Below are 17366 nucleotides of genomic sequence, written 5' to 3'. Positions count from 1 at the left end.
CAGGCCTGCGATCAGCCTCCCAGCGACCACCAGCCACGGCGCTTGGGCTTGTCGGTCGTCGCCGGTTCCGGGGCCGCGCCATCGGTCACCTCGGCGGTTTCCTTCACAGCAGGCTCCGCTTCCTTCACGACCTCGGCGGCAACAGGCCGGGGGCTTTGCGGGGCCTCCGCCGGTTCGGACGCGGGTTCGGGCGTTGCGATTGTCTCCACGGTTTCGGGCGAGGCTTCCGCCTGTTCCGGCTCGGCCTTGACCGGCTTGGGTTTGGCCTTGGAGCGAGACGAGCGGGTGCGTTTCGGCTTGGGCTTGCTGTCCTCTGCTTTCGCCTCCACCTCGGCTTCTGGCGCAGCCTCCTCGCTGGCGTCGGAGTCGCTCGGGACTGCGGTCTTGCTGGTCTTCGAACGTGACCGCGAGGACCGGCTACGCGACTTCGGCTTTTCCTCGACGTCGGCTGCGGGATCTTCCTGAGTCGGGTCAGCCGTGTTCGCGCCGTCGGCCTCTACCGGCTGCGCCTCGATCGCCGCGTCCTGACGGTCAGAGCTGTCGTCGGCGTCATCAGACTCCGAACCGTTACCGTTCGCGCCCGACTTGCTGCGCCGACGCCGACGACGGCGCTTGCGCTTGGGCTTGGTTTCGCCCTCGGATGCTTCGGGCGTCTCGGGCGTGTCCGCCTGTTCCTCGGCGTCGACGTCATCCTCCTCCGTCGCATCATCCGCATCGATCTGATCCATCAGCGATGTATCGACCGACACCACATGCTCGGGCACCGCCGGAACGTTGCGGGTTGCGGTCTTAAACTTCTCCATTGCGAAGTCCGGGCTGACCAGGTGCGGATCGCCCTCGACACGAACCGACAGGCCGTATCGCGCCTCGATCTGGGCAATGTGCTCGCGCTTCTGGTTGATCAGGAAGTTGGCGATGTTGACCGGGCAACGCACGAGAACCTCGCGCGAGCGACGGCGCACGCCTTCTTCCTCGATCTGGCGCAGGATCGACAGCGCCATGTTGTCGTCGGAACGGATCAAGCCGGTGCCGTGGCATACCGCGCAGGGCTGCGTCGTCGCCTCGATCATGCCGGGCCGCAGGCGCTGGCGGCTCATCTCCAACAGGCCGAAGCCCGAGATGCGCCCGACCTGGATGCGCGCCCGGTCGGTCTTGAGCCGATCCTTCAGGCGTTTTTCGACGGCCGCGTTGTTCTTGCGCTCGTCCATGTCGATGTAGTCGATCACGATCAGACCGGCGAGATCGCGCAAGCGCAACTGGCGCGCAACCTCGTCGCTGGCCTCGAGGTTGGTCTTGAGCGCGGTTTCCTCGATGCTGCCCTCTTTCGTGGCCCGGCCCGAGTTCACGTCGATCGCTACCAGCGCCTCGGTGACGCCGATCACGATGTAGCCGCCGGACTTCAACTGCACCGTCGGGTTGAACATCGCGCCCAGATAGCTTTCCACCTGGTAGCGCGCAAACAGCGGCATCGGATCGGTGTATTGCTTCACGTTCTTGGCGTGGGACGGCATGATCATCTTCATGAAGTCCTTGGCGATGCGATAGCCCCGTTCGCCCTCCACGAAGACCTCGTCGATGTCCCGGTTGTAAAGATCGCGGATCGACCGCTTGATCAGATCGCCTTCCTCGTAGATCTTGGCCGGTGCGATCGATTTCAGCGTCAGTTCGCGGATCTGTTCCCACAGGCGCTGTAGGTATTCGTAGTCGCGCTTGATCTCGGCCTTGGTGCGCTTGGCGCCCGCCGTCCGCACGATGAGGCCAGCGCCCTTGGGTACGTCGATCTCGCCGGCGATCTCTTTCAGTTTCTTGCGGTCGGCGGCGTTGGTGATCTTGCGCGAAATGCCACCGCCACGCGCTGTGTTGGGCATCAACACGCAATACCGGCCCGCCAGGGACAAGTAGGTGGTCAGCGCGGCCCCCTTGTTGCCCCGCTCTTCCTTGACGACCTGCACCAGAAGAATCTGGCGCACCTTGATCACTTCCTGGATCTTGTAGCGCCGCGGACGCGGTTTGCGCGGTGGGCGGATATCCTCGATGTCGTCCTCTTCGGCCACGGACTCGATCGTGTCGTCCTTCTCAGCGGCGTCGGGGCCTTCCTCGTCTTCGGAGGCTTCGCGGTCGTCCATATCCTCGGACGACGCCTCTTCGGGCTCTTCGACCGGTGTTTCCGAAACACGCTCCATGGGCGAGGTGCCCTCGGGCGTCTCCGCGACGGTGGTGTCCTCGGCGTCGCCATCGCTCAGGTCGATGGTTTCCATACCGCTGATCTCTTCCGAGACCTCGCGGGTCGCGACCGCATCGCCGGATGCGGCATCCGCAGCTTTGCTGCGGCTGCGCGAGGAAGAGCGGCGCGACCGGCTGGGCCGGTTTGCGTCTTCCTCGTCGCTCGCCTTCATCGCCTCGGCATAGGCGCGCTCTTCCTCCATCAGAGCCTCCCGGTCTGCGACCGGGATCTGGTAGTAATCAGGATGAATCTCGGAAAACGCGAGGAATCCATGGCGGTTGCCGCCATATTCCACGAACGCCGCCTGAAGCGACGGTTCGACCCGTGTTACCTTTGCGAGATAGATGTTGCCAGCAAGCTGGCGTTTGTTTTCGGATTCAAAATCGAATTCCTCGACCTTGTTTCCATCCACCACCACGACGCGGGTTTCTTCCGCGTGGGTGGCATCGATAAGCATTTTCTTGGCCATGTGTCCTTGATGCACGATCCCGAACGCGCCTGCCCAGGCGGACGCGCGCGTTTGGGATGGTGTCTTGTGAGGGCGATCTCTGACACGGCGCGGCAAGGTCGGGCCGATGGCCCCCCTGCCGATATGCTCAATGCGTGCGCGCGCGTCATCGCGGTTCTTCTCCGACAGGCCGGATCGCGTCCTTGCCTGCCCATTCTTTCCCCAATCCGGTTGTTCGCGAACAGGGGCACTTCACTGATCCCCGAAGGGATCGCATCGGTCTGTCCAGTCCTGCGGGATTTTCGATCGGGCAAGGGCCGGAGCAGCGAAACTCTCGATGGGTCCTGCGCCGCTCAATAGCGGCAGACCCATCTGGCACAATAAAAGCAGCCCAGCGGAAATGACAATGGGTATTCTGCATCAGCTGCCACCGAATCCCCCTTAAGTTGAAAAATTACGCCTTGCTTCGCGCGTGATTTCGCGTGTTTCTGGGGCAGAAGATCAGTTTCACGGGAACCCGCTTCCAATGCCCGCCGTCCCAGTGCAGCGCCTCCTCGCTCTCCTGTTTCGCGGCATCGCCGTTGCGGGGCTTGCAGCCCCGGCGAGCGCACAGACCACACTCCCGCCGACCGAGCTGTCCTATATCCTGTCGGCGACCATCACTTCGGACTATGTCGCGAACGGGATCAGCCAATCGGGCGGCAATCCCAGCTTCCAGCCTTTTTTCGAACTGGATTGGCGCGGTTTCTATGGCGGTGTCGCCGTGTCCTACGTGCGGCTGAACCGGGATCGCACCGAGTTCGATGTCTATGTCGGTCACCGACGTCGACTGGCGAATGACCTGTTCTTCGATCTCAGTTATCGGCGGTTCTGGCTTAACGCGTCGGGCGATTGCTGCGGCGAAGCCAAGGCCCGCGTGATATTCCCGATCGGCAAGACGGTCGGTGCCGAACTCTTGCTCGCCTATAACGACACGATCGACTCGCTCAACCAGAGAGGCCGCGTGCTCTGGGACTTGAGCGATCGCTGGAATATCACCGCAGCTCTTGGTGAAACCAGCTTCAACGACAACCAGTACTGGAACGTCGGTGCCACTTACACTCTGCGCAACCGCCTTGCGCTTTCCATGCGCTACGAGGGCGCCGAGACCGGCGATCCGGGGCTCGTCGTATCGCTGGGATGGTCCAACGTCACCAACGACATCGCCCGGCTGCTGGTCAACCCGTTCCAGTAACGGGACGGCGTACCGTCGAATGCGGTGGCTAGAGGTAGTCCGACCGCTGCAACCCGTACTTCGCCATCTTCTCGTTCAGGGTGCGGCGCGGCAAGCAAAGCTCCTCCATGACCGAGGCGATGCTGCCCTTGTGGCGGCGCATCGTGTTGTCGATCAGCATCCGCTCGAACGCTTCGACATACTCCTTCAAAGGCTTGCCCTCAGTCGTCATGACCGGCTGCATCTCCTCGTGATCGCTCATCAGCAGCGACGCGATGGTGCCGCTGCCTCTGCGCGATTGCAATACCGCGCGTTCGGCGATGTTGATCAATTGGCGCACGTTGCCCGGCCAGGGCGCCTGCAGTAGCTGTGCGGCCTCCTGCGCGCTGACGGGTGGCGACTCGCACCCGTACTCGTCGGCGAACTGCTCGGACAGACGGGTGAACAGCGTCAGGATATCCTCGCCGCGCTGGCGCAGCGGCGGCACGGTGATGCGCAGCGCCGCCAACCGATAGAACAGGTCGGGCCGCAACACATCTTCGCTGGTGCGGCCGGCCTCCTGCAGGTTGCTGATCCCGACGATGCGGGTTTCGGCCGGGCTACCCTGTTCGTTGATGACGCTCAGCAGCTTGGCCTGCAGCATTTCGCTCAACGCCTCGATATCCTCGAGAACCAGCGTGCCACCGCGCGCTTCCTCGATGGCCGGCAGCTGTTCGTCCTCGGGCAACATTGGCCCGAAGAGCCGCTTGGACAGCGCGTCTTCCTCATGGGCCGCGCAACTGACCAGTACGAATTTCTTGCCCGCCCGGCTGCCCACCGCGTGCAGCGCGTGCGCCACAAGCGTCTTGCCGGTGCCGGTCTCGCCATCGATCAGCACATGTCCGTCGGCCTGCCCCAGGTCGAGGATATCCTCGCGCAGACGCTCCATCACCGGGCTCGCGCCGATCAGCTTGTTCATCAGCTGCGTGCCATCGGACAGTTCGCGGCGCAGCGCGCGGTTGTCCAGAACAAGTCGACGCGCGACGGTGGCCCGCTTGGCAAGGTCCGACATCCGGTCGGGGCTGAACGGTTTTTCCAGGAAATCGAAGGCCCCCACGCGCATCGCCTCCACCGCCATCGGCACGTCGCCATGGCCGGTGATCATGATCACCGGCAGCGCGCTGTCGCTGCCCATCAGCTTCTTCAGGAACTGCATCCCGTCCATGCCCGGCATCTTGATGTCCGAGATCACGATGCCCGGATATTCCGGCCCCAGCGTCTTCAGCGCATCCTCCGCGCTGGAGAACGTCTCGGTGTCATAGCCCGACAGGGCCAGCCACTGGCTGATCGACTGGCGCATGTCCTGTTCGTCATCCACGATCGCGATTTTCATGGCCTGTGCCATCACGTCTTCTCCATCACTCTGCAGCCTCGACACCGGGTCCGAGCCGCGGCAACTGCATTTCAAAAACCGCGCCGCCGTCGCGCCCGTTGCGCGCGGTCAGTCGGCCCCCGAGGTCATTCACGATACCCGAGGAGATCGCCAGCCCCAAGCCCACACCGTCGCCGGGATGCTTGGTCGTGTAGAACGGTTCGAACAACGACTCCAGATCCTCGATACCCTCTCCGTTGTCGCGCACCGTCAGCGTCGCCGTCTCCCCCGCCGACAGGATGATGTCGACCTCCGGATTACGCACCGATTTGGTGGCGTCCAGCGCGTTCCGCAAGAGGTTCACCATCACCTGTTCGATCCGCAGCCTGTCGCCCATCACCAGCACCGGTTCCTCGGGCAGGATTCGGGTGATGCGCACCTGGCGCTGGCGCAATTGCGGCTCCATCATCGCCAGGGACGAGGCCAGCGCATCGCCCATGTTGACGGGCGTGAACGCGTCACCGCCCTTGCGGGCATAGGATTTCAGCTGCCGCGTGATCGCCCCCATCCGCTCCAGCAGGTCGTCGATCCGCCCGAAGGACGACAGCGCTTCCTCGGGCCGGTTCCTTCGCAGCAGCAGCCGCGCGCCCGCCAGATAGGTTTTCATCGCCGCGAGCGGCTGGTTCAACTCGTGGCTCACGGCGGCCGACATCTCGCCCAGAGCGGCCAGCTTGCTCGATTGCGCGAGCGTCTGTTCAGCCACCGCCAGGGTTTCCTGCACACGCTCACGCTCGGCGATTTCCCGCTGCAAACGGGCGTTCAATGCGCGAAGCTCTGCCGACTCCCGCTGGAACAGCGCCATGCGCAGGGCCGTGCGCCGACTCAGCGCATAAAAGACCAGCGCCAGCAGGATTGCGAATCCCATGATCTCGAGCGCCAGGATCGCGTTCACCCGTTCCCGAACCGACGCGTAGGTGGTGAAAGACGTCATCCGCCAGCCACGGAAGGGGATCTTCTTTTCCATCCGGATCACCGCCTCGCCCTGCAGGTAGGCATCCGCCGGCAAGGCGGTCCAGTCCGCCGTGGCACGGATCGCGCGCTCGATGGCGCTCTGCGGCGTTTCGCGCTGGAGTGCCTCGGTCTCGTTCAGCCCGCGCCAGCGCGACTCCGTCGACAGCACGATCGTGCCGGTGCTGTCCGTCACCATCACCGCGTCCGAAATCCCCGACCATGCCCGTTCGAATTTCTGCAGGTCGACCTCGACGACGATGACTCCCAGGATGTTCAGGCCGCTCTCGATCCGCCGGGAATAGGCGAAGCTGTACCCCCCCGCCTCGCGTGGGATGACCGAGAAGGTCGTGGAATTGGAGCGGATCGCATCGACGTAGTAAGGCTCGTTGCGATGCTGCGAGCCAAGCCGATTGCGATCCGTCGCCGCAACCGTGCGCCCGTCGACATCCAGCAGCATCAGCGAGGCTGCCCCGATCTCCTCGACAAAGGAAATCAACCGCTGCGTCGACTGGCTGAAATCGCTGGAATTGAGCGCCCCGATCAGCGTCGGGTCGCGAGCCAGAAGCTGCGGCACGATAGCATTGCGGCCCAGTTCGCTCTGCAGGTTGCCGCTGTAGAGCAGAAGACGGAGTTCGGCGCGGTTGCGTGTGCTTTCGGTGAACCGGTCCGTCATCACCTGGTTGGTGATCCAGATGGTTCCCACGGCGATGATCAGCAGCAGCACCAGCGCCAGCCGGACACGCCAACTGATCGCCCCGGACCGAGGCCAGCCCGAAATCGGTGGTTTGGGGGTGAAGGGCGCGTTCATGGAAAGAGGTTACGCCCGCCGCGCCCCGCGCTCAAGTCATGCCGGCGCCAGCGCATCCGCCAGTCCGCGGAAAAGCGCCATGCCGTCGGTGCCACCATGACCGGAATCGGCAGCGCGCTCAGGATGCGGCATCATTCCCAGCACGCGGCGGTTTTCAGACAGGATGCCGGCGATGTCGCGCGCCGATCCGTTCGGGTTCTCGGCATAGGTGAACGCCACACGGTCCTGATCGTGCAGCGCCGCCAGCGTTTCCGGATCGGCGAAATAGTTGCCGTCGTGGTGAGCGATCGGGATCGCGGCCGTGTCGCCGCCGTTGTAACCGCTCGTGAACACACTGGCGCTGGTTTTGACAACAAGATCAACGGTCTTGCAGATGTACTTCAACCCCGCATTGCGCAGCAGTGCGCCGGGCAGGATACCGGTTTCGGTCAACACCTGGAAGCCGTTGCACACCCCCAGGACATAGCCGCCGCGCTCGGCATGGGCCTTGACAGCGCGGCAGATCGGCGATTGCGCCGCGATCGCACCGCAACGCAGGTAATCACCGTAGGAAAAGCCGCCCGGCACACCGACGATATCGACGCCTTCGGGCAGATCGGTGTCCTTGTGCCAGACCATCGAGACCTGCGCCCCGGCCCGTTGAAAGGCCACCGCGAGATCACGGTCGCAATTGGATCCCGGAAAAACGACAACGGCAGCGCGCATCGGCAAGCTCCTTCAGTTCAGAAAATCGGTGACAACAGCCACACCGGGCGGCGCCGGTGCGTCGAAAGCGGCGAGTTCATCGCTCACATCAGACAGCGCGATACGTCGCGTGACAAGCCCGGTCAGATCGACGTGACCGCCCTCTATCAGCGACAACAACGACGGATAACGCCAGGACGGCATTCCGCGGGTGCCGTAGACGGCCAGCTGACCGCCATAGAGCGCGTCCATCGGCAGCCGCATCTCGCGATGCGCCCCGGCTGGCATTCCGACCTGAACCATCCGCCCCAGCTTGCGCAGCGACAGCATCGCGGCACGCGTGGTCTCCTCGACCCCCAACGCCTCGATAGCGAGATCGGCGCCGCCGCCTGTGACCTCGCGCACCATTTCGGCGGCATCGCCCGCACGGGCGTCCACGACCGCGTCGGCCCCAAGCGTGCGTGCAAAGTCCAGCTTGTCCGCTACCACGTCGACAACGACCACCCGCGCCCCCAGCGCGCGGCCCAGCAGAAGGGCCGCGGTCCCGACCCCGCCGCCACCAAACACCGCCAGCCATTCGCCAGCTTGCAGCGCCGCCCGCCCGGTCAGGGCGTGCCAGGCGGTGGTGATCCGGCAGCCGAGTGCCGCCGCCAAATCAGGCGCGATCGCCTCGGGCAAGGCGGTCAGGTTGACATCTGCATAGCGGACCGCGATTTCCTCGGCGAAAGCCCCCGGCGCGGTAAACCCGGGCACGACTTGCTCGGCACAGATCGTCTGGTGACCTGCGGCGCACTCCGGGCAGCGCCCACAGGCCAGAATGAACGGCGCGATCACCCTGTCGCCCACGCGCCAACGTCGCACGTCACGCCCGACCGCGATCACCTCGCCGCAATACTCGTGCCCTGGCACATGCGGCAGATCGACCGGGTCCGCGCCGGTCCAGGCGTGCCAGTCCGACCGGCAGACGCCGCAGGCCAGCACCTTGAGAACAACCCCGTCAGGCGCGGACTCGGGCGATGGCAGCTCGACAAGCTCCAGCGGCGCACGCCAGTCAACCAGCCGCGCCGCGCGCATCACCCCATGTCCACCGTGTAGGATTCGATCACAGTGTTCGCCAGCAGCTTCTCGCACATCTCGCGCACATCCGCTTCGCTTGCGCCGTCGGCCAGGTCCAGCTCGATCACCTTGCCCTGCCGGACGCCTTCGACGCCGTCAAACCCCATCGCCCCCAGCGCGTGGCGGATGGCCTCGCCCTGCGGATCCAGCACCCCGGCCTTCAGCATCACATGCACCCGTGCCTTCATCTCGTCACCCTCTGATCCCGAAGCGGCGCGTTCCCGCTTCCTTCTGGTCGAAAAATCCTGTGCCCCCTGCCCACAACCCGCGCGTCAGTTGATCAGCGTCGGCTTGGTGATGGGCTTGGAGGTCTTGGGCATCACTCCGAGGCGGCGCGCCACTTCCGAATAGGCGTCCGTCAGGCTGCCCAGGTCGCGGCGGAAAACGTCCTTGTCAAGCTTCTGCCCCGTCTCGATATCCCACAGCCGGCAACTGTCGGGGCTGATCTCGTCGGCCACAATCAGACGCTGGAAATCGCCGTCATAGACCCGGCCCACCTCGATCTTGAAATCGACGAGCCGGATGCCGACGCCGAACATCAATCCAGACATGAAATCGTTCACCCTGAGCGCCAGGCTCAGGATGTCGTCCATGTCCTGCTGGCTGGCCCAGCCGAAGGCCGCGATATGCTCCTCGGTGACCAGCGGATCTCCCAGCGCGTCGTCCTTGTAGCAGTATTCCACGATCGGGCGTGGCAGTTGCATGCCCTCCTCGATCCCGAGGCGCTGGCTCATCGAGCCGGCGGCGAAATTGCGCACGATGATCTCCAGCGGCACGATCTCGCAGCTGCGGACCAGTTGTTCGCGCATGTTCAGCCGCTTCATGAAGTGAGTCGGCACGCCGACCGCGCCAAGCCCGGTCATGAAGAACTCGCTCATCATGTTGTTCAACACGCCCTTGCCGTCGATCACGTCTTTCTTCTGGGCGTTGAACGCGGTGGCGTCGTCCTTGAAATACTGCACGAGCGTACCCGGCTCGGGGCCTTCATACAGGATCTTGGCCTTGCCTTCGTAGATCTTCTTGCGACGCGCCATGAACAGCCCTTCCGGATAGACGGCCGGGATGAGTCCCGCCCGCGTGTCGCCGCTATAGTGCAAGGGCCGCAGTGTCGCAAGCGCACGGCCCCCTCTTGCACTGGCGGGAGCGGATCGGCATATCAACCAGAGACACATCATCGCAAGGGGCCAGCGCCATGACCACATTCGACAACCGCGAAAAAGCATTCGAGAACAAGTATGCCCATGACGAGGAAATGACCTTCAAGGCCGTCGCCCGCCGCAACAAGCTGACCGGCCTGTGGGCGGCCGAACTGATGGGCAAGACCGGAGACGAGGCGCAGGACTATGCCAAGTCCGTCGTGCTGGCCGATTTCGAGGAAGCCGGCCACGAGGATGTGGTGCGCAAACTGGTGGCCGATCTGGGCGACAAGGCGGATGCCGACACCATCCGCGCCAAGATGGACGAACTGCTGGTCGTCGCAAAGGGGCAGATCATGCAGGAAGTCGGCTGACACGCCGCCCTGTCCGCCGGCAGCCTGAAGCACCGCGCCGCTTCCGCATATGTCGGGACCGGCGCCAGTGCCGCGACCGGCCTCATGTCGAACATGAGAATTTCCGGTTTGCCGTTTCCCGCATGCCGTGACACACCGGGCCATAGACCCTTGCGACCGCGCTACCATTGAACAGGACGACATCAGTGACCTCCGCACTCGAGACCCTTCTCGCCGATAAAGACGTGATCCTGGCCGATGGCGCGACCGGAACCAACCTGTTCAACATGGGGCTCATGTCCGGCGACGCGCCGGAATTGTGGAATGTCGAGCAGCCGGCCAAGATCACGGCGCTCTACAAGGGCGCAGTCGAGGCCGGCAGCGACCTCTTCCTCACCAACACTTTCGGCGGCACCGCGGCGCGGCTGAAGCTGCACAATGCCCAGAACCGGGTGCGTGAACTGTCCCGCGTCGGCGCAGAACTCGGCCGCGACGTCGCCGACACCGCCGGACGCAAAGTGGTCGTGGCCGGCAGCGTCGGCCCAACCGGAGAAATCATGGAACCCGTCGGCACGCTCAGCCATGCATTGGCAGTCGAGATGTTCCACGAACAGGCCGACGGTCTGAAAGAAGGCGGCGTCGACGTGCTCTGGCTCGAAACGATCTCCGCCCCCGAGGAATACCGCGCTGCCGCCGAGGCTTTCTCGATGGTCGACCTGCCCTGGTGCGGCACGATGAGCTTCGACACCGCCGGGCGCACCATGATGGGCGTCACCTCGGCCGACATGGTGCAGATGGTCGAAACGCTCGACACGCCTCCGCTGGCGTTCGGCGCGAATTGCGGTACCGGCGCGTCCGACATCCTGCGCACGGTCCTGGGCTTTGTCGCTCAGGGCACGGAACGCCCGCTGATCGCCAAGGGCAACGCCGGCATCCCGAAATACGTGGACGGCCATATCCACTACGACGGCACGCCCGAGCTGATGGCCGAATACGCGGTGATGGCGCGCGATTGCGGCGCCCGGATCATCGGCGGCTGCTGCGGCACCATGCCCGATCACCTGCGCCTGATGCGCGCGGCCCTCGACGAACGCCCCCGCGGTGACCGTCCGACGCTCGAGCAGATAACCGCCGCATTGGGGGCATTTTCCTCGGCGGGCGACGGCACTGGCGACGATACGCCCAAGCCGCGCGAGCGTCGCGGCCGACGGCGCGGCTGACCCGCCGCAATAGGCGCGTTGCGCTCAGGCAGCCGCATGAGAACTGCCCTTTAACACCCTGAATACATGTCAAGAAACCTGATTGTTTCGCGCGCGAAACAAGTTTCTGCAACCTGCTAAAATCGTTGGCTCCGCCTGAGCTACGGTGTGCTCAATCGGCCGGTTTGCGCGCGACCAGATCCACCAGCGCCGAGCGCCCCGAATGGCCCGCGCCTTCCTCGATGTCTGCATCGTAGTCCGCCAGGTGCAGGATTTCGAACTCCTTGAATGCCTCGCGCAACAACGCCTCGGTGTACATGTTCTGCGCATCGGGCGGACCGCCCGTGCCATAGTCGACCTGCCGCGGCGCATACCCATGCAGCAACAGCAGACCACCCGGCCTGACCGCCCGGGCCATACCCGCGAACAGCTCGGCCCGCATCGCCGGCGGTGCGAACTGGATGAACACACCGACCACCACGTCGAACTTCCGTGACCAGTCCCAGTCCTCGACCCCGGCTTGTCGAACCGCGACCGTCACGTCCCGCGCATTGGCCAGCGCCCGCGCCTTTTCCAGCGCCACCGCAGACGGATCGAAGGCCGTCACGTCATGTCCCAGCCCGGCCAGGTAGACCGAGTTGCGCCCCTCCCCGTCGGCCACGCACAGCACTTCTGAACCGGCAGGCAATCGCTCCGCCTCGCGCGCAACAAACGCCGCGGGTTCGGTCCCGAACAGATACCACTCTGCCGCATACCGCGCATCCCATCCGACCGGTTTATCCGCCATCTCTCCCCCTCTTTCATTTGGTCGATCCTGTCAGAACAATGACATCTGGTCACCCACTTTGGTCGGCACCCTGAACAGGTCACATCGGAGCGGCTCGGTGCGCCGGTCCAGCCCCAGCCGTTTCGCCGCCAGACGGAACCGCTGCGCCACCATTTCAGCGTAGGGTCCCTGCCCCCGCATACGATGCCCCCATCGTGCGTCGTAGTCCTTGCCGCCGTGCATTTCTCGCAGCCGCGCCATCACCCGTACCGCCCGGGCAGGGTAATGCTCGGCCAACCAATCCTGCCAGAGCCGGGAAACCTCCATCGGAAGGCGCAGCATGATCCAACTCGCCGCATCGGCCCCGGCAGCGCGCCCTGCTTCCAGCAGCGCCTCGAGCTCGTGATCGCTCAGCCCCGGCACCAACGGCGACGTCATGACCCGCACCGGGATCCCCGCTTCGGTCAACCGCCGGATCATTTGCAGACGCCGCGCCGGAGCGGGCGCGCGCGGCTCCATCCGGCGGCTCAGGACCGGGTCAAGCGTCGTCAAAGAAACCCCAACGCGCGCCAGCCCCTGCCGCGCCATGGTAGCCAGGATATCGATGTCGCGCTCGATCAACGTGCCCTTGGTGACGATGGCCACCGGATGCCGGAACCTTGCCAGCACCGAGAGGCAGTCGCGCATGATGCGATGATCCCGCTCGATCGGCTGGTAAGGATCGGTGTTGGTGCCTACGGCGATCGGTGCCACCCGATAACGCGGCGCGCAGAGCTCGCGCGCAAGCACCTCGGCCGCCTCGGGCCGCGCCACCAGCCGCGTCTCGAAATCAAGCCCGGGCGACAGGCCCAGATAGGCATGGCTCGGCCGCGCGAAGCAATAGACGCACCCGTGTTCGCACCCGCGATAGGGATTGATCGAGCGATCAAACGGCAAGTCCGGACTGCGGTTGTAGGTGATCATCCGGCGCGGCCGTTCCAGCGACACCTCGGTGCGCAACGGCGGCAGATCCTCGGGACGGTCCCAACCATCCGCTTCGGTCTCGCGCGCCAGGTCGTACCGCCCGGCGGCATTGCCAAGCGCGCCCCGCCCCTTGCGCCGTGTCGGATCGATATGCTCTGCGCTGGCCATGCCCGACATTGGAACATTAGGAGAACTCCTGCAAGCACAGCATGATCACCATGCGCAATCTTCATTATCAATCGGGCGGATTTCCCCCTAGTGTCGGTTGCGGAGCCGCCTATGTCGTAAATATCGCAGTCGCCCTACGGCAAAACGGCAAAACCGATGAAACAACGGCCACCGGGGCGACGCCCACGCCATCAAGGAACGCGCGCATGTCTGACGAAGACGACATCATCCTGTCGGAACTGGACGACGAGGAACTGGTCCAGCAGATGTTCGACGACCTCTATGACGGTCTCAAGGAAGAGATCGAGGAGGGCGTGAACATCCTGCTCGATCGCGGCTGGGAGCCCTATCGGATCCTGACCGAAGCGCTGGTCGGCGGCATGACCATCGTCGGGGCCGACTTCCGCGACGGCATCCTGTTCGTGCCCGAGGTGCTTCTGGCCGCTAACGCGATGAAGGGCGGCATGGCGATCCTCAAGCCGCTCTTGGCGGAAACCGGCGCGCCGCGCGTCGGCAAGATGGTGATCGGCACCGTCAAGGGCGACATCCACGACATCGGCAAGAACCTCGTCAGCATGATGATGGAAGGTGCCGGGTTCGAAGTGGTCGATCTGGGCATCAACAACCCGGTCGAGAACTACCTCGAGGCGCTGGAAACCGAACAGCCCGATATCTTGGGCATGTCGGCCCTGCTGACCACGACCATGCCCTACATGAAAGTCGTGATCGACACCCTGATCGAACAGGGCAAACGGGACGACTACATCGTGCTGGTCGGCGGCGCACCGCTGAACGAGGAATTCGGCAAGGCGATCGGCGCGGACGCTTATTGTCGGGATGCCGCCGTAGCGGTCGAAACCGCCAAGGACTTCGTCGGCCGCAAGCACAACCGAATGGCGGTCGGCTGACCCGCACGCCGTCGGCCGTCAGAAGACCATGACACGCGCTCCCCTGCCCGATGACGCCACCCTGACACGCAGCGGCCTCGCCGCGACAGAGGGCGGGAAGCTTCTTCTGATCGCCTGCGGTGCCCTCGTCCGCGAGATCCTTGATCTCAAGGAGAGGAATGCTTGGACGCATATCGACCTCACCTGTCTGCCCGCGATCCTGCACAACCACCCCGACCGGATCACCGCGGCCGTCGAGGCCGCCATCGCGAAACACAACGCCTCCTATGACGACATCTTCGTCGTCTATGCCGATTGCGGCACCGGTGGGCAATTGCAGGCGGCCTGTGCCCGGCTGGGCGTCAGGATGGTCGAGGGCCCGCATTGCTACGCCTTCTACGAGGGTCTCGACCGCTTCGCCGACCACGAGGACGAGATCACCGCCTTCTACCTCACCGATTTCCTGGCCCGCCAGTTCGACGCCTTCGTCTGGACACCTTTGGGACTCGACCGCCATCCCGAACTGCGCGAGGCGTATTTCGGCCACTACGAGAAATTGGTCTACCTGGCACAGACAGACGATCCGGCCCTGACCGAGCGGGCCAGGCGCTGCGCCGACAAGCTGGGCCTCGCCTTTGAACGCCGCCGGACCGGCTATGGCGACCTTGCGACCACTCTCGAGAGCTGGGTCGACAGCCCCGCCTGACCGCCGCTTCATCTTCGAACAAATACTCCGGGGGAGGCCCCGCAGGGGACGGGGGCAGCGCCCCCCCCACGTGTCCCGTCGGTCAGGCGTGTTCGGATGCCACGGCGCGAATCCGCTCGATCATCGCTCGCAGGCCGTTTGAGCGTTGCGCCGAAAGATGATCGTTCAGCCCCAGCCGGGCCAACTCGCCCCGTGCATCCACCGCCGGGACCTCGGCGACGGGGATACCGTTGTAGAGCGCGCGCAGAACGGCGATCAACCCGCGCACGATCATCGCGTCACTGTCGCCGTCGAACCGAAATCGCTCGCCCTCGATCATCGGATGCAGCCAGACCTGGCTCGCGCAGCCGTCGACCTTGGTCGCCGGAACTTTCAGCGCATCGTCGAGCGGATCCATCGCTTTGCCCAACTCGATCACGTGGCGATAGCGATCCTCCCAGTCCTCCAGGAACTCGAAATCCTCCACGATGTCTTCAAAGGCGTTGGTGGCCATGCGTATTCCCCGGCTTCGCTCGTTCCTGAGGTAAGTCGCCCCACACCGACTGTCCAGCCCGGCCTTGCGTCTTTTCAACCGCGGCCGGATGCGGTAACCGGACAGGAGGCAAGTCTCCAGATCGGCGAAAGCGCATGAAATTTCCCCTCACCCTTCTCGTTGCGAGCAGCTTGATCCTGTCGGGCTGTGGCTGGCGCGACTCGCGGATCAACCCGAGCAACTGGGGTGGTGGTGGCGAGACCGTTCCCGTTGACGGCACCGTGAATCCGCTGCTTCCCGAGCGCAGCGGCAGCGGCCTGCGTCGCCCGCCGCCCGAGGACGTGTCGGTGCTGATCGCCACGGTGACCGATCTGCGGATCACCCCCGCGCCGAGCGGCGCGGTCATCGTGGCCGAAGGCGTGGCCAGCCGGCAAGGTGCCTACGGCGCCGAACTGCGGCCGGTCTCCGAAGACCTGATCGACGAGAACGGCGTGCTGGAACTGGAATTCCGTGTCGCCTACCCACAGTCCGCAACACCTGTCGGCAGCGAACGCACGCGGCGCGTGGTCAACGGCTACAGCCTCAACACGCAGCAATTGGCCGCGATCCGGCTGGTGCGGGTGCGCGCGGCCCAGAACGCCCTGGAGAGCGGCCGCCGCTGAGCGCGCGCGCCGCTAGAGATCGACCGCCACCACCTGCTGCCCCTGTGCCGCAAGGCCGATCCGGCCGTCGCAAAGCCTGAGCGCGTCTTCGCCAAACACTTCGCGCCGCCAACCCGTCAGCGCCGGCAGGTCGCGCAGACCCGCCGCAATCGCGTCGAGGTCGGCGCTGGTCGCGATGAGCTTGGCGGCGACACCGGAGCTTTCGGTCTTGGATTTGAGCAGCACCCGCAGCAGGTCGGCGAGCGCCGGGTTGACCTGCAGGCTTTCGCGGCTGCGGTCCGGGCTGGGCAACTGGTCCTTGGGGCAGTTCAGGCCGCGTTCGACCGCCGCAAGGATTCCGTCCGCGATCGCGCCCTTACGGGCTTCGCGCAGCAGCAGCCGCATCCCGCCGAGATCGGCCTGCGTGCGTGGTTTGGCCGACGCCAGTTCGACCAGCGCATCGTCCTTGAACACCCGGTTGCGCGGAATGTTGTTGCTCTGTGCGTGGGTTTCGCGAAACGCCGCCAGTTCGCGCACGATGGCCAGAAAACGCGGCGAATTGGTCCGTGTGCGCACGCGCTTCCACGCCTCTTCGGGCTGGACGTCATAGGTCGCCGGATCGGTCAGGATCTGCAGTTCCTCCGCGACCCAGCGGGCGCGGTCGGTCTTTTCCAACTCGTCGGCAAGGTATTCATAGACCTTGCGCAGGTGGGTCACATCCGCCAGCGCGTATTTCTTCTGCGCTTCGGTCAGGGGGCGGCGCGACCAGTCTGTGAATCGGCTTGTCTTGTCGACCTGGGCGCGGGCGATCTTGCGGACCAGCGTCTCGTATCCCGCCTGCTCGCCAAAGCCACACACCATCGCTGCCACCTGAGTATCGAACAGCGGCTCGGGAAAGACCCGCGCCTCGGTCCAGAAAATCTCGAGATCCTGCCGCGCGGCGTGAAACACCTTGACCACGGACGTGTCGCGAAACAGGTCGTAGAGCGGATCGAGCGACATGTCGCCGGCCAGCGGATCGACCAGGACAGCGGTGTCGTCATCCTCTCCCGGCAAGGCCAACTGCACCAGGCAGAGCTTGGAATAATAGGTCCGTTCACGCAGGAATTCGGTGTCGACCGTGACATAGGGCTGCTGGTGGGCCAGCGCGCAGAAATCGGCCAGCTCTTGGGTGGTGGTCAGGGTTTTCATATGGTGGAACGTTTTCCGGTCTTGCTGTG

17 protein-coding genes are annotated in these 17366 nt (G+C 64.6%); 6 read left to right on the top strand and 11 right to left on the bottom strand.

Annotated features, from left to right (window positions below; translation table 11 throughout):
- Window positions 1-11: 11 nt before the first annotated feature.
- Window positions 12-2693 carry a ribonuclease E/G gene (locus tag JF290_RS04250; RefSeq protein WP_199023500.1) on the bottom strand — a complete coding sequence of 894 codons (2682 nt, stop codon included), beginning with the start codon at window positions 2691-2693 and terminating at the stop codon, window positions 12-14.
- Between the two features lie 505 nt (window positions 2694-3198).
- Between JF290_RS04250 and JF290_RS04245 the strand changes: the two genes are divergently transcribed.
- Window positions 3199-3906 (top strand): TorF family putative porin, encoded by a 708-nt coding sequence (locus JF290_RS04245; protein WP_199023499.1) that lies wholly within the window; start codon window positions 3199-3201, stop codon window positions 3904-3906.
- A 28-nt stretch (window positions 3907-3934) separates the two neighbouring features.
- Here JF290_RS04245 and JF290_RS04240 read toward each other — a convergent pair whose 3' ends face one another.
- The 6 genes from JF290_RS04240 to purC form a co-directional block, all read right to left on the bottom strand.
- Window positions 3935-5269, bottom strand: coding sequence for a sigma-54-dependent transcriptional regulator (locus JF290_RS04240; protein ID WP_199023498.1), 1335 nt, complete (start codon window positions 5267-5269; stop codon window positions 3935-3937).
- Window positions 5270-5282: 13 nt separating this feature from the next.
- Entirely contained in the window at window positions 5283-7055 is a 1773-nt protein-coding gene (locus tag JF290_RS04235; RefSeq protein ID WP_199023497.1) for a sensor histidine kinase, read from the bottom strand.
- Window positions 7056-7091: 36 nt separating this feature from the next.
- On the bottom strand, window positions 7092-7760 hold the full coding sequence (gene purQ / locus JF290_RS04230) for a phosphoribosylformylglycinamidine synthase subunit PurQ (RefSeq protein WP_199023496.1): 669 nt from the start codon (window positions 7758-7760) through the stop codon (window positions 7092-7094).
- 12 nt (window positions 7761-7772) lie between these two features.
- Window positions 7773-8813, bottom strand: coding sequence for a zinc-dependent alcohol dehydrogenase family protein (locus tag JF290_RS04225; protein ID WP_199023495.1), 1041 nt, complete (start codon window positions 8811-8813; stop codon window positions 7773-7775).
- Complete coding sequence (gene purS / locus JF290_RS04220; protein ID WP_199023494.1) at window positions 8813-9043, bottom strand: phosphoribosylformylglycinamidine synthase subunit PurS; 231 nt, start codon at window positions 9041-9043, stop codon at window positions 8813-8815. Before purS ends, JF290_RS04225 begins: the two co-directional genes overlap by 1 nt.
- An 84-nt stretch (window positions 9044-9127) precedes the next feature.
- Window positions 9128-9889 (bottom strand): phosphoribosylaminoimidazolesuccinocarboxamide synthase, encoded by a 762-nt coding sequence (gene purC, locus JF290_RS04215; RefSeq protein ID WP_199023602.1) that lies wholly within the window; start codon window positions 9887-9889, stop codon window positions 9128-9130.
- Window positions 9890-10047: 158 nt separating this feature from the next.
- Here purC and JF290_RS04210 point away from each other — a divergent pair, with 158 nt between their 5' ends.
- Window positions 10048-10365 carry a DUF1476 domain-containing protein gene (locus JF290_RS04210; RefSeq protein ID WP_199023493.1) on the top strand — a complete coding sequence of 106 codons (318 nt, stop codon included), beginning with the start codon at window positions 10048-10050 and terminating at the stop codon, window positions 10363-10365.
- Between the two features lie 185 nt (window positions 10366-10550).
- Window positions 10551-11564: a betaine--homocysteine S-methyltransferase gene (gene bmt, locus JF290_RS04205; RefSeq protein WP_199023492.1), complete on the top strand. Its 1014-nt coding sequence runs from the start codon at window positions 10551-10553 to the stop codon at window positions 11562-11564.
- A 151-nt stretch (window positions 11565-11715) separates the two neighbouring features.
- Here the strand turns inward: bmt and JF290_RS04200 are convergent, their stop codons facing one another.
- Both JF290_RS04200 and JF290_RS04195 read right to left on the bottom strand, forming a co-directional pair.
- Window positions 11716-12330, bottom strand: a complete 615-nt coding sequence (locus JF290_RS04200; protein ID WP_199023491.1) for an SAM-dependent methyltransferase — start codon at window positions 12328-12330, stop codon at window positions 11716-11718.
- Window positions 12331-12360: 30 nt separating this feature from the next.
- Window positions 12361-13440, bottom strand: coding sequence for a PA0069 family radical SAM protein (locus tag JF290_RS04195; protein ID WP_199023490.1), 1080 nt, complete (start codon window positions 13438-13440; stop codon window positions 12361-12363).
- Window positions 13441-13646: 206 nt separating this feature from the next.
- Here JF290_RS04195 and JF290_RS04190 point away from each other — a divergent pair, with 206 nt between their 5' ends.
- Both JF290_RS04190 and JF290_RS04185 read left to right on the top strand, forming a co-directional pair.
- Window positions 13647-14348, top strand: a complete 702-nt coding sequence (locus JF290_RS04190) for a corrinoid protein (RefSeq protein WP_199023489.1) — start codon at window positions 13647-13649, stop codon at window positions 14346-14348.
- A 28-nt stretch (window positions 14349-14376) separates the two neighbouring features.
- On the top strand, window positions 14377-15033 hold the full coding sequence (locus tag JF290_RS04185) for a DUF1638 domain-containing protein (protein WP_199023488.1): 657 nt from the start codon (window positions 14377-14379) through the stop codon (window positions 15031-15033).
- An 82-nt stretch (window positions 15034-15115) separates the two neighbouring features.
- Here JF290_RS04185 and JF290_RS04180 read toward each other — a convergent pair whose 3' ends face one another.
- A complete protein-coding gene (locus JF290_RS04180; protein WP_199023487.1) occupies window positions 15116-15526 on the bottom strand; it encodes a SufE family protein in 411 nt (136 codons plus the stop codon).
- A gap of 134 nt (window positions 15527-15660) precedes the next feature.
- Between JF290_RS04180 and JF290_RS04175 the strand changes: the two genes are divergently transcribed.
- Window positions 15661-16167 carry a hypothetical protein gene (locus tag JF290_RS04175; protein ID WP_199023486.1) on the top strand — a complete coding sequence of 169 codons (507 nt, stop codon included), beginning with the start codon at window positions 15661-15663 and terminating at the stop codon, window positions 16165-16167.
- 12 nt (window positions 16168-16179) lie between these two features.
- Here JF290_RS04175 and rnd read toward each other — a convergent pair whose 3' ends face one another.
- Window positions 16180-17337 (bottom strand): ribonuclease D, encoded by a 1158-nt coding sequence (gene rnd, locus JF290_RS04170; RefSeq protein ID WP_199023485.1) that lies wholly within the window; start codon window positions 17335-17337, stop codon window positions 16180-16182.
- Window positions 17338-17366 lie beyond the last annotated feature (29 nt).

Origin of the sequence: Sedimentitalea arenosa, assembly GCF_016428585.1 — a bacterium.
Classification (GTDB): domain Bacteria; phylum Pseudomonadota; class Alphaproteobacteria; order Rhodobacterales; family Rhodobacteraceae; genus Sedimentitalea; species Sedimentitalea arenosa.
Note: the sequence above shows the minus strand (reverse complement) of the source record. Positions and strands in the feature narration are given on the sequence as shown.

Bases quoted from the DNA above. Each gene is read 5' to 3' on its own strand.
- JF290_RS04210 (WP_199023493.1), top strand. From the start codon at position 10,048: ATGACCACATTCGACAACCGCGAAAAAGCATTCGAGAACAAGTATGCC.
- purQ (WP_199023496.1), bottom strand. From the start codon at position 7,760: ATGCGCGCTGCCGTTGTCGTTTTTCCGGGATCCAATTGCGACCGTGAT.
- purC (WP_199023602.1), bottom strand. From the start codon at position 9,889: ATGGCGCGTCGCAAGAAGATCTACGAAGGCAAGGCCAAGATCCTGTAT.
- JF290_RS04180 (WP_199023487.1), bottom strand. From the start codon at position 15,526: ATGGCCACCAACGCCTTTGAAGACATCGTGGAGGATTTCGAGTTCCTG.
- purS (WP_199023494.1), bottom strand. From the start codon at position 9,043: ATGAAGGCACGGGTGCATGTGATGCTGAAGGCCGGGGTGCTGGATCCG.
- JF290_RS04235 (WP_199023497.1), bottom strand. From the start codon at position 7,055: ATGAACGCGCCCTTCACCCCCAAACCACCGATTTCGGGCTGGCCTCGG.
- JF290_RS04185 (WP_199023488.1), top strand. From the start codon at position 14,377: ATGACACGCGCTCCCCTGCCCGATGACGCCACCCTGACACGCAGCGGC.
- JF290_RS04200 (WP_199023491.1), bottom strand. From the start codon at position 12,330: ATGGCGGATAAACCGGTCGGATGGGATGCGCGGTATGCGGCAGAGTGG.
- JF290_RS04225 (WP_199023495.1), bottom strand. From the start codon at position 8,813: ATGCGCGCGGCGCGGCTGGTTGACTGGCGTGCGCCGCTGGAGCTTGTC.
- JF290_RS04240 (WP_199023498.1), bottom strand. From the start codon at position 5,269: ATGGCACAGGCCATGAAAATCGCGATCGTGGATGACGAACAGGACATG.
- JF290_RS04195 (WP_199023490.1), bottom strand. From the start codon at position 13,440: ATGGCCAGCGCAGAGCATATCGATCCGACACGGCGCAAGGGGCGGGGC.
- JF290_RS04175 (WP_199023486.1), top strand. From the start codon at position 15,661: ATGAAATTTCCCCTCACCCTTCTCGTTGCGAGCAGCTTGATCCTGTCG.
- JF290_RS04245 (WP_199023499.1), top strand. From the start codon at position 3,199: ATGCCCGCCGTCCCAGTGCAGCGCCTCCTCGCTCTCCTGTTTCGCGGC.
- rnd (WP_199023485.1), bottom strand. From the start codon at position 17,337: ATGAAAACCCTGACCACCACCCAAGAGCTGGCCGATTTCTGCGCGCTG.
- JF290_RS04190 (WP_199023489.1), top strand. From the start codon at position 13,647: ATGTCTGACGAAGACGACATCATCCTGTCGGAACTGGACGACGAGGAA.
- JF290_RS04250 (WP_199023500.1), bottom strand. From the start codon at position 2,693: ATGGCCAAGAAAATGCTTATCGATGCCACCCACGCGGAAGAAACCCGC.